The organism is Pseudomonas sp. MF08831 (assembly GCF_059862645.1).
Genome location: NZ_JCBCUX010000014.1, coordinates 148,825 through 161,188 on the forward strand (window position 1 = coordinate 148,825; position 12,364 = coordinate 161,188).

Below are 12,364 nucleotides of genomic sequence, written 5' to 3' on the forward strand. Positions count from 1 at the left end.
GTTCGATCATTTTGCAAAGACCTCCAGCAATCGGGGCGCAATTCTGTCCAGTGGGCGAATTTCAACAGCGGCATCAATGGCCGCCGCCGCTTTGGGCATGCCATACACCGCCGAACTCTGTTGATCCTGGGCGATGGTCAAATATCCTTGTTCACGCAGCAATTTGAGCCCCTGGGCGCCGTCGCGCCCCATGCCGGTCAGCAATACGCCGACGGCGTCGCCGTTCCAATGGCTGGCGACGCTTTCAAAAAACACGTCGATGGAAGGCCGGTAAATCTCGTTAACCGGCTCTGCGGTATAGGCTAGCGTGCCGTTTTTCAACAGGCGAATGTGGTGGTTGGTGCCGGCCAGCAGGACCACACCGCTTTGTGGCGGCTCGCCCTCACGCGCCAGGCGCACCGGCAGGCCGGACGCGCTGCTCAGCCACTCGGCCATGCCGGCGGCAAACACCTGGTCCACATGCTGCACCAGCACGATGGCCGCAGAAAAGTCGCGTGGCAAACCCTTGAGCAGGATTTCCAGGGCAGCCGGCCCGCCTGCCGACGAACCAATCGCCACCAGGCTTTGACGTTTGCCGGTGCCGCGCTGGGGCGCCGTTTCGGTGCGCACCCGGCTGCCGCGCTGGCCGACCAGCCAGCCAATGTTGAGGATTTTGCGCAGCAACGGCGCCGCCGCATCCTTGGCGTTGCCAACGCCCAGCGCCGGCGTATCCACCACGTCCAGGGCGCCATGGCCCATGGCTTCGAACACGCGGCTGACATTGGCCTGGCGGTCCACGGTGACGATCACGATCGGGCACGGGGTCTCGGCCATGATCCGCCGAGTGGCCTCCACGCCATCCATCACCGGCATGATCAGGTCCATCAGGATCAGGTCCGGGATCACCTCGGCGCAGTGCTGCACGGCTTCCAGCCCGTTGCTGGCGACCCACACTACCTGGTGCGCGGGTTCGAAACTCAAGGCGCGGCGCAAGGCCTCTACTGCCATGGGCATGTCATTGACGATCGCAATCCTCATGCCCGGGCGCCTCCGATCAGTTCCATCACGGCGTCCAGCAAGGCATCGTCATGGAAACTGGCTTTAGCTAGATAATAGTCGGCGCCGGCATCCAGTCCACGACGCCGGTCTTCTTCGCGATCCTTGTACGACACCACCATCACCGGCAACGATTGCAGGCGACTGTCACGGCGCAAGAGTGTGACCAATTCAATACCGTCCATGCGAGGCATATCAATGTCAGTGATGAGCAGGTCGAAGTCTTCGGAACGCAACGCGTTCCAGCCATCCATGCCATCGACCGCGACAGCCACTTCATAACCGCGATTAAGTAACAATTTGCGTTGCAGTTCACGCACGGTGAGCGAGTCGTCCACCACCAGCACGCGTTTACGCGGCGCCTCGGTAGCCTGCTGGCTACGCCGGGCGATGCGTTCCAGCCGGCCGGTATTGAGCAACTTGTCCACCGAACGCAGCATGTCTTCAACGTCAACGATCAACACCACCGAGCCGTCGTCCAGCAAGGCACCGGCTGAAATATCCTGAACCTTGCCGAGGCGATCATCCAGCGGCAACACCACCAGCGTGCGCTCGCCGATAAAGCGCTCCACCGCGATGCCATACACCGCATCGCGCTCGCGGATCACCACGACTTTGAGCGTCTCCTGGTTGCTCTGCCCCGGCGGGCGCTGCAGCAACTGGCTGGCGGCGACCAGGCCGACGTGGCGGCCCTCGTGCCAGAAATGCTGGCGGCCTTCCAGCTGCACGATGTCATCGGGGGCCAGGTCGCACATGCGTTCGATGTGCGCCAGCGGGAACGCATAGGCTTCCTCGCCGACTTCCACCACCAGGCTGCGCACCACCGACAGGGTCAGCGGCACCTCAAGGTGGAAGCGGCTGCCGCGCCCCGCCGTCTGCTCCAGCACCACCGCGCCGCGCAGTTGGCGCACCATATGCTGCACCGCATCCAGGCCGACGCCGCGCCCGGACACTTCGGTGACCTTGTCACGCAGGCTGAACCCGGGCAGGAACAGAAACGTCAGCAGTTCTTCTTCACTCAGGCGCTGAGCGGTTTCCAGCGGCGACAGGTGCCGGTCGACGATGGTGCCGCGCAGGCGCTCAAGGTCGACGCCGTTGCCGTCGTCGCTCAACTCCAGCACCAGCAAGCCTGCCTGGTGCGAGGCGCGCAGGCGGATCAGGCCTTCGGCCGGTTTACCGGCCAGCATGCGCTGCTCGGGCATTTCGATACCGTGATCGACGGCATTGCGTAGCAGGTGCGTGAGCGGTGCTTCGAGCTTTTCCAGCACGTCGCGGTCAACCTGGGTTTTTTCGCCTTCGATTTCCAGGCGCACTTGCTTGCCAAGGCTGCGGCCCAGGTCGCGGACCATACGCACCTGCCCGGCCAGTACATCGGCAAACGGGCGCATGCGGCAGGCCAGTGCGGTGTCGTAAAGCACCTGGGCACGCTGCCCGGCCTGCCAGCCGAACTCGTCCAGCTCGGCGGTTTTTTCCGCCAGCAAGGCTTGGGCTTCGCTCAACAGGCGCCGGGTGTCGGCCAGCGCTTCCTGGGCTTCGAGGTTCAAATCCAGGGCCTTGAGCTGGCCGTCCAACGTGTCCAGGGCGCGGGCGCTGTTGCTTTGAATGCGTTTGAGGCGCTGCATGCTCGCCAGGTAAGGCTTGAGCCGCTGGGTTTCCACCAGGGATTTACTCGACAGGTCGAGCAGGCTGTTCAAGCGCTCGGCGGTGACCCGCAACACGCGCTCGCCGCCTTCGGTCATGCGTTTGTTCTGGCGTGGCAGCTCGCTGGTCACGGGCGGTGCAGGCTCGGGTTCCGGCGGCAGCTCTTCGACAATCGGCGCCGGTGCAGATTGCACAGGCGGCGGTGGCGCGATGCTGGCGGTCGGCTGCGACGGATCGAGCAAGCGCTCCATCAACGCCACATAAGCCTCGATGTCCGCCGGGCCAACGTCGTTGCCGGGCGTGGCGATGCGCATCAGCAGGTCGGTGCCTTGCAGCAGCGCGTCGATATGCTCGGGTTGCAAGTACAGGCGGCTTTCCTGGGCGCTGACCAGGCAATCCTCCATGACGTGGGCCACGCTGACCCCAGCGTCCACGCCGACAATCCGCGCCGCGCCCTTGAGCGAATGCGCGGCGCGCATGCACGCCTCCAGCTGGTCGGCTTGGGTCGGGTTGCGCTCAAGCGCCAGCAGACCGGCGCTCAGCACCTGGGTTTGCGCATCGGCTTCCAGGCTGAACAGCTCCAGCAGCGAGGCATCGCGCATCTGGTCGGGGGTCATGTGAGGCTCCGGGTCACGGCGGACAACAATTGCGCCTCGTCCAGCCAACGCAGGCTGCGGCCTTTCCACTGCAACACGCCCTGGGTGAAGCGCGCACTGGCCTGGGTGCCAGAGGCCGATGCAGCCTTCAAGGTGCGCTCATCAATGGAGTGGATGCCGTCGACTTCATCGACCGGCACCACGACCGGGCCGTCCTGCGCGGCGATGATCAACATGCGCGGCATGATGCGCCCGCCGCTGGCCCCGTTGCTGGTCGCATCCAACCCCAGCAGCTCCACCAACGACAGGCACGCCACCAAGGCGCCACGCACATTGGCCACGCCGAGCAGCGCCCGGGAACGCTGGTGCGGCAGCGAATGAATCGGTTGCAGCGGCGCCACTTCGACCAGGCACCGGGTGGCGATGCCCAGCCATTCCTCGCCCAGACGGAACATCAACAGGGAACGGGTAACGATGTCTTCGTCGAGTTCGGCCACGGCATAGGCGCGCTCATCGCCCTGCTGCAAGGCATAACGGTCGAGCAAACGGGTGGCGGCGGCGGAATACACCGAGCAGTTGCGGCAGTGAATATGCTCCGCCAGCAGCGGGCAGGACTTGTCACCATGGATGCCGATGCGGTTCCAGCAGTCGTCAATGGCTTGGGTGTCGGCCAGGGTCAGGTCCAGGCCCGCGGTGTTGAGCGCGTCGGTGCTACTCATCGTTTGGACTCACTGTCAGCTCGCTCGCTACGCGCGGCCCGCGCCTGCAAACGGCGCGCCCCCGCACTGTCGCCCTGAGACTCGAGCAACGCCGCCAGGTGCATCAAGGCCTGCGGGTGCTGCGGCTCCAGGTACAACGCTTTTCGATAATAGCCCTGGGCTTCCAGGGCGCTGCCGGCCACATCGCTGAGCAACCCCAGCCAATAAAATACCTGGGCGGCCGGCGGATGGTTACTCAAATACTGCTCGCAGGCGGCGCGGGCTTCGGCGCTTTTGCCTTCATTGGCCAGCGTGGCGATACGGCTGAGCAAGTCGCCGGCATCCGTGTGCGGCGCCTTGATCGGCAGCACCTGCGCGCTGACCGTGCTGAACGGCCGTGGCTTGACCGGAATCGGTGCGGCACTGCGTTGTGGAACCGGCGCAGGCACGGGCACAAACACCGGCTCAGGCTTGACCGGCTCGACGTGCCGACTGAAGGCAAAAGATTGCGGTACGCCAATCGAGCGCATGCCATGGCGGCCCAACAGGCTGCCTTCGGCCGGGCCGATAAACAGCACGCCGTCCAGGTGAGTCAGGCCCTTGAGCACATCAAAGACTTGCTTTTGGGTCGGCTGGTCAAAGTAGATCAGCAAGTTGCGGCAAAACACGAAGTCATAGCTCGGCTCATTGGCCAGCAGGCCCGGATCGAGCAGGTTGCCGACTTGCAGGCGCACTTGTTCGCGCACCCGGTCGGCGATGTGGAAGCCGTCGGCCTCTTCGGTGAAATGGCGCTCGCGAAAGTCGATATCGCTGCCGCGAAACGAATTCTTGCCATACACGCCACGCTTGGCGCGCTCCACCGACAGCGGGCTGACATCCAGGCCCAACACCTTGAACTGATGCGGCGCCAGGCCCGCATCGAGCAGGGCCATGGCAATCGAATACGGCTCCTCGCCGGTGGAACACGGCAAGCTCAGAATACGCAGCGCGCGCATCTGCTTGATCTCGGCCAGACGTGCCTTGGCCAGCCGCGCCAGGGTGGCAAACGACTCGGGGTAACGGAAAAACCAGGTCTCGGGCACGATCACGGCTTCGATCAGCGCTTGCTGCTCATCATGCGAGCTCTGCAGATGCCTCCAGTAAGCCTCTGGCGTCTGCACCAGCACAGCCTGACTGCGCTGGCGCACCGCGCGCTCGATGATTGCCTCGCCCACTGACGCGACGTCCAGGCCGATGCGTTCCTTCAAGAAGGCAAAGAAGCGCGGGTCGTTGCTCATAGACTCAGCTCGGCAGAAAACAACAAGGTGCGCACGGGCTCGGTGAGCAATTCGTTGACACCAATCCATTGCATCAAGCCCAAGGCGTCCTCACGCACCAGCCCCAGGTAGGGCGCCTCGCGATTGTCCAGGCCATAGGGCTTGAACTCCCCGAGGTCGCAGCGCAGGGTGTCGGTGGCCTGTTCCAGGATCAGCCCCAGCCAGCGCGCTTCAATCCACGGTTGCGGCTGGTAGTTGATCAGCACCAACCGCGTACTGGTGCGGGCTTGGGCCGGCGCGCCGAAGGTCAGCGCACACAGGTCGATCACCGGCACCAGCGCGCCACGGTGGGCAAAAATCCCCGCCACCCAGACCGGCGCATGCGCGATGGGTTTGAGCGGCAGGCGCGGCAGCACCTCGGCCACTTCCGTGGCTTTGAGGGCATAACGTTCGCCGCCGATGTGAAACACCAGAAACAACGCCTTTTTCGCTGCCGGGACGGCGCCGCGTTTAGCCGCGAGGTCGCTCATCAGACTTTGAAACGCGACACGCCGCTGCGCAGACCGACCGCAACCTGGCTCAATTCATCGATGGCAAAGCTGGCCTGGCGCAGGGATTCGACGGTCTGGCTGCTGGCATCGCCCAATTGCACCAGCGCGTGGTTGATCTGCTCGGCACCGGTGGCCTGGGCCTGCATGCCCTCGTTGACCATCAACACGCGTGGCGCCAGCGCCTGCACCTGATGAATGATCTGCGACAGTTGCTCGCCCACTTGCTGCACTTCGAACATGCCGCGGCGCACTTCCTCGGAGAACTTGTCCATGCCCATCACACCGGCCGATACCGCCGACTGAATCTCGCGCACCATCTGCTCGATGTCGTAGGTGGCTACGGCGGTCTGGTCGGCCAGGCGCCGCACTTCGGTGGCGACCACGGCGAAACCGCGGCCATATTCACCGGCCTTCTCGGCCTCGATGGCGGCGTTGAGCGACAACAGGTTGGTCTGGTCGGCGACCTTGACGATGGTCACCACCACTTGGTTGATGTTGCCGGCTTTCTCATTGAGGATCGCCAATTTGGCATTGACCAGGTCGGCGGCGCCCATCACCGAGTGCATGGTTTCTTCCATGCGCGCCAGGCCCTGCTGGCCGGAACCGGCGGCGACCGAGGCCTGGTCGGCGGCGGTGGACACTTCGGTCATGGTACGCACCAGGTCTTTGGACGTGGCGGCGATCTCCCGCGACGTTGCGCCGATCTCGGTGGTCGTTGCCGCGGTTTCGGTGGCGGTGGCCTGTTGCTGCTTGGAGGTGGCGGCAATCTCGGTGACCGAGGTGGTCACCTGCACCGATGAGCGCTGGGCCTGGGACACCAGGGCCGTCAGCTCGGTCATCATGTCGTTGAAGCCGGTTTCGACGGCGCCGAATTCGTCTTTGCGCTCCAGGTTCAGGCGTTTGCTCAAATCGCCATCGCGCATGGTGCCGAGGATCGAGACGATGCGCTGCATCGGCGCCATGATCGCGCGCATCAGCAGCAAACCGCACAGGCCGGCGGCGAGGATGGCCAGGGCCAGCGACACGAACATGCTGACCTTGGCGGCGGATACCGCCTCATCGATGGCGGTGGTCGCACGGTCGGCGACGTTTTTGTTTTCGGTGATGATGTCGTTGAGCTTCATGCGCCCTGCCGTCCAGGCGGGCGTCAGGTTGGCGTTGAATTCCTTGCGTGCAGCAACCAGGTCATTGCGCTGCAGGGCATCGAGTACTGTGGCCAGGCTCTTGTTATAGGCCTGGTGCAAGGCTTCGAATTTGTCGAACTCGGCCTGGTCATCGCGACCGTGGATGGTTTGCTGGTAGTTGGCCATCTGCGCCTGGATGCGCCCTTCAAATGACTTGAAGTCAGCCCTGTCGGCATCGGTCAGGCCCTTGTCGTCACGCAGACCGAGCAATTCCTGGGTTTGCAGGTAGCTGTCGACCCAGGCACTGCGGATCACCGAGCTGAGATAAACCCCCGGCACCGCGTCATCGCGGACAGCCGTCTCGCTGACCTCGATCTTCAGCAACCGTGAATAAGAGACCACGACCATCAACAGCATGATCGCGATAATGACCGCAAAGCTCGCCAAAATCCGTTGGCGCAAGGTCCAGTTCTTCACAGTAATTCCTCGAAGGGCCATTCAAATGGAGGGGAGTATAGCTGAGCCTTTGCCCTCATTTATCAATGGGTTTTGATGGAGCGTGCACAGAATGCGAATAAATGTGGGAGGGGGCTTGCCCCCGATGACAGTCGCTCAGTTGAAATATCTGCAACTGATGGACCGCCATCGGGGGCAAGCCCCCTCCCACCTTTTTTGATGTGTGAACAGCCTGGGTTTATGGGGTGAGCCGCACCTGTTTTTCCAGCTCGGCCTTCAAGCCGGGTTCCAGTTTCAGCTGGCGCGCCAATTCATCCAGATAGGCCTTTTCCATAAAATTCTCTTCGTCTACCAGCATCACACTGGCGATGTACATCTCGGCGGCCATTTCCGGGGTGCTTGCCGCGCGCGCCACATCGGCCGGGTCCAGGGGTTTGTTCAACTCCGCGTGCAGCCAGCTTTGCAGCTCACGGTCGTCGTCCAGCTTGGTGAACTCGCCTTCGATCAGTGCGCGCTCACGCTCATCCACATGCCCGTCGGCCTTGGCCGCCGCAACCAGCGCTTTAAGAATGCCCTGGCTGTGCTGCTCGACTTGGGCCGGTGGCAGGCGGTCGATGGTCTGCGGCTCACCCTGGGGCGCATTGGCCTGTTGCGCCTGCCAATTACCGTAGGCCTTATAGGCAATCACGCCCAAGGCCGCCAAGCCGCCATAGGTCAGGGCCTTGCCGCCGAAATTGCGCGCTTTCTTGTTACCCAGCAGCAAGCCCATGGCCCCCGCCGCCAGGGCCCCGCCACCTGCGCCACCGAGCAGGCTGCCCAGGCCACCACTGCCGAGCAGCCCGCCGAGGGCGCCCTTGTCGTCGGACTTGGGCTGGCCGCCGGCTTTCTTCTGCAACATGTCCTGGCCAGATTTGAGCAACTGATCGAGCAATCCACGGGTATTCATTCGCAGCCTCCAGGCACTTGGGTTTGTAGGAGTAATAGGTCGCCAGCGTAAAACTAAGTGCCAAAAAGCCGCGATCTAGAGTGCTTCCAGATGTAACGCCACTGCCCTTCGATTAAAACGATATACACTCGGGCAAATCTATAAAAATACCCCACTGGTAATTCCAGCATGATGACCTTGCGTCAAATCCGGCACTTCATCGCCGTGGCCGAGACCGGCTCGATCTCCGCCGCCGCGCAAACGGCGTTTATTTCCCAGTCGACCCTGACCCTGGCGATCCAGCAACTGGAACAGGAAATCGGCGTCAACCTGTTCAACCGCCACGCCAAGGGCATGACCCTGACCCATCAGGGCCATCAGTTTCTGCGCCAGGCGCACCTGATCCTCGCCACCGTCGACAACGCCAAGCGCAGCCTGCAACAGAGCACCGACCAAGTGGCCGGCCAGTTGATCATCGGCGTGACCAGCCTGGTGGCCGGCTATTACCTCGCCGACTTGCTCACGCGCTTTCAACGCGCTTACCCGAATGTGGAAATCCGCGTGATGGAGGATGAACGTCCGTACATCGAGCACCTGCTGGTCAGCGGCGAAATCGATGTCGGCGTGTTGATCCTCTCCAACCTTGAAGACCGCCACGCCCTGCAGACCGAAGTGCTCACCCATTCGCCCCACCGTTTATGGCTGCCGGCCCAGCACCCGCTGCTGGAACACGACAGCATCAACCTCGCCGATGTGGCGCGCGAACCGCTGATTCAGCTGAACGTGGATGAAATGGGCCACAACGCCCAACGGATGTGGACCGGCGCCGGCCTGCAACCGCGCGTGACCTTGCGCACCGCCTCCACTGAGGCCGTGCGAAGCCTGGTGGCCGCCGGCCTCGGCGTGTCGATCCAGCCGGACATGACGTACCGCCCCTGGTCGCTTGAGGGCGACATTATTGAAGCGCGGCCGATTGCCGACCTCAGCCAGACCCTCGACGTGGGCCTGGCCTGGCGCCGCGGCACCGCGCGGCCGGCGCTGGTTGATCCATTCCTGACGGTGGCCCGCGAACAGCCACATCCGCGCAAGCCATCTATTTAATCGAATGCTGCTTTCAGTATTTAGTATTTGTTGACCTCGCGCCTGACCTCTAGTCTCTGCCTATCCCATAAGAGAAGGTCAGGCGCCTTGTAAGAGAACGCCCATGGCCACACAAGAAAAGAGATCGCGAAAAATGTCCGGCGCGCCCACCCCGCTGCTCACTGCGTTGCTGATCGACGGCGAACTGGTCCAGGGCCAGGGGCTTGGCGAGCCGATCATCAACCCGGCCAGCGGTGAAGTTCTCACCCAGATCGCCGAAGCCAGCAGCGAGCAGGTCGAAAGCGCCATCCTCGCCGCTCATCGCGCCTTTGCCGGTTGGTCGCGGACCACGCCGCAGCAACGCTCGAACATCCTGCTGGGGATTGCCGACGCCATTGAAAAACAAGCCGACTACCTCGCCCGCCTGGAATCGCTGAACTGCGGCAAGCCGTTGCACCTGGCGCGCCAGGATGATTTGAGCGCCACCGTGGATGTATTCCGCTTTTTCGCCGGTGCCGTGCGTTGCCAGACCGGCCAGCTCAGCGGCGAATACCTGCCCGGCTACACCAGCATGGTGCGCCGCGACCCGATTGGCGTCGTCGCCTCGATTGCGCCGTGGAACTACCCGCTGATGATGGCCGCCTGGAAAATCGCCCCGGCACTGGCCGCCGGTAACACGCTGGTGTTCAAACCGTCAGAACATACGCCGCTGTCGATCCTGGCTCTGGCCCCCGTCCTCAAGGACCTGCTGCCGCGCGGGGTGATCAACATCCTGTGTGGCGGCGGTGAAGGCGTTGGCAGTCACTTGGTCAGCCATCCCAAAGTGCGCATGGTTTCGCTGACCGGCGATATCGTCACCGGGCAGAAGATTCTGCAGGCCGCCTCCAAAACCCTCAAACGCACGCACTTGGAACTGGGCGGCAAGGCGCCGGTGATCGTGTGCAACGACGCCGACCTGCAGGCCGTGGTCGAAGGCGTGCGCGCCTACGGTTACTACAATGCCGGCCAGGATTGCACCGCCGCCTGCCGCATCTATGCCCAGGCCGGCATTCACGACAAATTGGTCGCCGACCTCGGCGCTGCCGTCAGCAGCCTGCGCTTTGCCGGCAAGCGCGATGCCGACAACGAACTCGGCCCGCTGATCAGCACGCGCCAGCGCGACCGCGTTGCCAGTTTTGTCGAGCGCGCCCTTGGCCAGCCGCATATCGAGCGCGTCACCGGTGCGGCCGTGCACTCCGGCGCCGGCTTCTATTACCAGCCAACCCTGCTGGCCGGTTGCAAACAGAACGATGAAATCGTGCAGCGCGAAGTGTTTGGCCCGGTGGTTACCGTGACCCGCTTCGACGAACTGGAACAGGCGGTGGATTGGGCCAACGACTCCGAATACGGCCTGGCCTCTTCCGTCTGGACCCAGAACCTGGACAAGGCCATGCAAGTGGCGTCGCGCCTGCAATACGGCTGCACCTGGATCAACAGTCATTTCATGCTGGTCAGCGAAATGCCCCACGGCGGCTTGAAGCGCTCGGGGTATGGCAAAGACCTGTCCAGCGATTCGCTGCAGGACTACAGCGTGGTGCGCCACATCATGGCCCGCCACGGCCAGCACCTTTAAAACAACAACGACGCTCACGCATTACCTGCTGCACAAACTGCCCCGACCATAATTAAAGAAGAGGGAACCCCCATGTCTGCGCACAAGACCGCACTGCTCAGTGCCCTGACCACCGCGCTGCTGGCCAGCGCCAGCCTGCAGGCCGCCGAACCGCTCAAGGCGGTGGGCGCCGGTGAAGGCCAGTTGGATATCGTCGCCTGGCCCGGCTACATCGAACGTGGCGAAAGCGACAAGGGCTACGACTGGGTCACCGGTTTCGAGAAGGAAACCGGCTGCAAGGTCAATGTGAAAACCGCCGCCACCTCCGACGAAATGGTCAGCCTGATGGCCAAGGGCGGTTATGACCTGGTCACCGCTTCCGGCGACGCGTCGCTGCGCTTGATCGGCGGCAAGCGCGTGCAGCCGATCAATACGGCGCTGATCCCGAACTGGAAAAACATCGACCCGCGTCTCAAGGATGCCCCGTGGTACGTGGTCGGCCAGCAAACGTACGGCACGCCGTACCAGTGGGGCCCGAACGTGTTGATGTACAACACCAACGTGTTCAAGACCGCGCCCACCAGTTGGAATGTGGTGTTCCAGGCGCAGGACCTGCCGGACGGCAAGCCGAACAAGGGCCGCGTGCAAGCCTATGACGGCCCGATCTACATTGCCGACGCGGCGCTGTACCTCAAGAGCACCAAGCCGGAACTGGGCATCCAGAACCCGTACGAGCTGACCGAAACCCAGTACAAGGCCGTGCTCGAATTGCTGCGCGCCCAGCAACCGTTGATCCACCGCTACTGGCACGACACCACCGTGCAGATGAGCGACTTCAAAAACGAAGGCGTGGTGGCCTCCAGCGCCTGGCCGTATCAGGTCAACGGCCTGGTCAACGAGAAGCAGCCGATTGCCTCGACCATCCCCAAAGAAGGCGCCACCGGCTGGGCGGACACCACCATGCTGCATACCGAGGCCAAGCACCCGAACTGCGCCTACAAGTGGATGGACTGGTCGCTGCAGCCCAAAGTCCAGGGCGATGTTGCTGCCTGGTTCGGCTCGCTGCCGGCGGTGCCTGCGGCCTGTAAGGAAAGTGAACTGCTGGGCGCCGAAGGGTGCAAGACCAACGGCTTCGACCAGTTCGACAAGATCGCCTTCTGGAAAACCCCGCAGGCTGAAGGCGGCAAGTTCGTGCCGTACAGCCGCTGGACCCAGGATTACATCGCGATCATGGGCGGCAGGTAAGACCCTGCAGACGGCATAGATCCCCTGTGGAAGAGGGCTTGCCCCCGAGAGCGATGTGTCAGCCAACCTATCGGTCACTGACCAACTGCTATCGGGGGCAAGTCCCCTCCCACATTGACCGCATTCACAGATGTTTGATTTTTCAGAAGTCCAGGCCGGGCCGCTG

Annotated in this window: 10 protein-coding genes; 3 read left to right on the plus strand and 7 right to left on the minus strand. The window is 63.0% G+C overall.

Annotation, left to right across the window (positions count from 1 at the left end; all coding sequences use genetic code 11):
- Positions 1–6: 6 nt before the first annotated feature.
- The 7 genes from AC19YS_RS25000 to AC19YS_RS25030 all read right to left on the minus strand — a co-directional run bounded on the left by AC19YS_RS25000 (position 7) and on the right by AC19YS_RS25030 (position 8,303).
- Positions 7–1,017 (minus strand): chemotaxis response regulator protein-glutamate methylesterase, encoded by a 1,011-nt coding sequence (locus AC19YS_RS25000; RefSeq protein WP_106577209.1) that lies wholly within the window; start codon positions 1,015–1,017, stop codon positions 7–9.
- Positions 1,014–3,293 carry a hybrid sensor histidine kinase/response regulator gene (locus AC19YS_RS25005; protein WP_500602834.1) on the minus strand — a complete coding sequence of 760 codons (2,280 nt, stop codon included), beginning with the start codon at positions 3,291–3,293 and terminating at the stop codon, positions 1,014–1,016. Before AC19YS_RS25005 ends, AC19YS_RS25000 begins: the two co-directional genes overlap by 4 nt.
- Complete coding sequence (locus AC19YS_RS25010; protein WP_200623435.1) at positions 3,290–3,991, minus strand: chemotaxis protein CheW; 702 nt, start codon at positions 3,989–3,991, stop codon at positions 3,290–3,292. Before AC19YS_RS25010 ends, AC19YS_RS25005 begins: the two co-directional genes overlap by 4 nt.
- Positions 3,988–5,247 (minus strand): CheR family methyltransferase, encoded by a 1,260-nt coding sequence (locus AC19YS_RS25015; RefSeq protein ID WP_500602835.1) that lies wholly within the window; start codon positions 5,245–5,247, stop codon positions 3,988–3,990. Before AC19YS_RS25015 ends, AC19YS_RS25010 begins: the two co-directional genes overlap by 4 nt.
- Positions 5,244–5,756 (minus strand): chemotaxis protein CheW, encoded by a 513-nt coding sequence (locus AC19YS_RS25020; protein ID WP_500602836.1) that lies wholly within the window; start codon positions 5,754–5,756, stop codon positions 5,244–5,246. Before AC19YS_RS25020 ends, AC19YS_RS25015 begins: the two co-directional genes overlap by 4 nt.
- Positions 5,756–7,378, minus strand: a complete 1,623-nt coding sequence (locus AC19YS_RS25025; RefSeq protein WP_200623431.1) for a methyl-accepting chemotaxis protein — start codon at positions 7,376–7,378, stop codon at positions 5,756–5,758. The genes AC19YS_RS25020 and AC19YS_RS25025 overlap by 1 nt, the downstream gene beginning before the upstream one ends.
- A 217-nt stretch (positions 7,379–7,595) precedes the next feature.
- Positions 7,596–8,303 (minus strand): tellurite resistance TerB family protein, encoded by a 708-nt coding sequence (locus AC19YS_RS25030; protein WP_119738689.1) that lies wholly within the window; start codon positions 8,301–8,303, stop codon positions 7,596–7,598.
- A 168-nt stretch (positions 8,304–8,471) separates the two neighbouring features.
- Between AC19YS_RS25030 and AC19YS_RS25035 the strand changes: the two genes are divergently transcribed.
- From AC19YS_RS25035 to ydcS, 3 genes are all read left to right on the plus strand, one after another.
- Positions 8,472–9,383: a LysR family transcriptional regulator gene (locus AC19YS_RS25035; protein ID WP_003209548.1), complete on the plus strand. Its 912-nt coding sequence runs from the start codon at positions 8,472–8,474 to the stop codon at positions 9,381–9,383.
- A 133-nt stretch (positions 9,384–9,516) separates the two neighbouring features.
- Complete coding sequence (locus AC19YS_RS25040) at positions 9,517–10,974, plus strand: gamma-aminobutyraldehyde dehydrogenase (protein WP_177416146.1); 1,458 nt, start codon at positions 9,517–9,519, stop codon at positions 10,972–10,974.
- Between the two features lie 72 nt (positions 10,975–11,046).
- Positions 11,047–12,198, plus strand: coding sequence for a putative ABC transporter substrate-binding protein YdcS (gene ydcS / locus AC19YS_RS25045; protein WP_500602837.1), 1,152 nt, complete (start codon positions 11,047–11,049; stop codon positions 12,196–12,198).
- Positions 12,199–12,364 lie beyond the last annotated feature (166 nt).

Coding starts and splice junctions, on each gene's coding strand:
- AC19YS_RS25040 (WP_177416146.1), top strand. CDS start 9,517: ATGTCCGGCGCGCCCACCCCGCTGCTCACTGCGTTGCTGATCGACGGC.
- AC19YS_RS25005 (WP_500602834.1), bottom strand. CDS start 3,293: ATGACCCCCGACCAGATGCGCGATGCCTCGCTGCTGGAGCTGTTCAGC.
- AC19YS_RS25010 (WP_200623435.1), bottom strand. CDS start 3,991: ATGAGTAGCACCGACGCGCTCAACACCGCGGGCCTGGACCTGACCCTG.
- AC19YS_RS25020 (WP_500602836.1), bottom strand. CDS start 5,756: ATGAGCGACCTCGCGGCTAAACGCGGCGCCGTCCCGGCAGCGAAAAAG.
- AC19YS_RS25030 (WP_119738689.1), bottom strand. CDS start 8,303: ATGAATACCCGTGGATTGCTCGATCAGTTGCTCAAATCTGGCCAGGAC.
- AC19YS_RS25015 (WP_500602835.1), bottom strand. CDS start 5,247: ATGAGCAACGACCCGCGCTTCTTTGCCTTCTTGAAGGAACGCATCGGC.
- ydcS (WP_500602837.1), top strand. CDS start 11,047: ATGTCTGCGCACAAGACCGCACTGCTCAGTGCCCTGACCACCGCGCTG.
- AC19YS_RS25035 (WP_003209548.1), top strand. CDS start 8,472: ATGATGACCTTGCGTCAAATCCGGCACTTCATCGCCGTGGCCGAGACC.
- AC19YS_RS25000 (WP_106577209.1), bottom strand. CDS start 1,017: ATGAGGATTGCGATCGTCAATGACATGCCCATGGCAGTAGAGGCCTTG.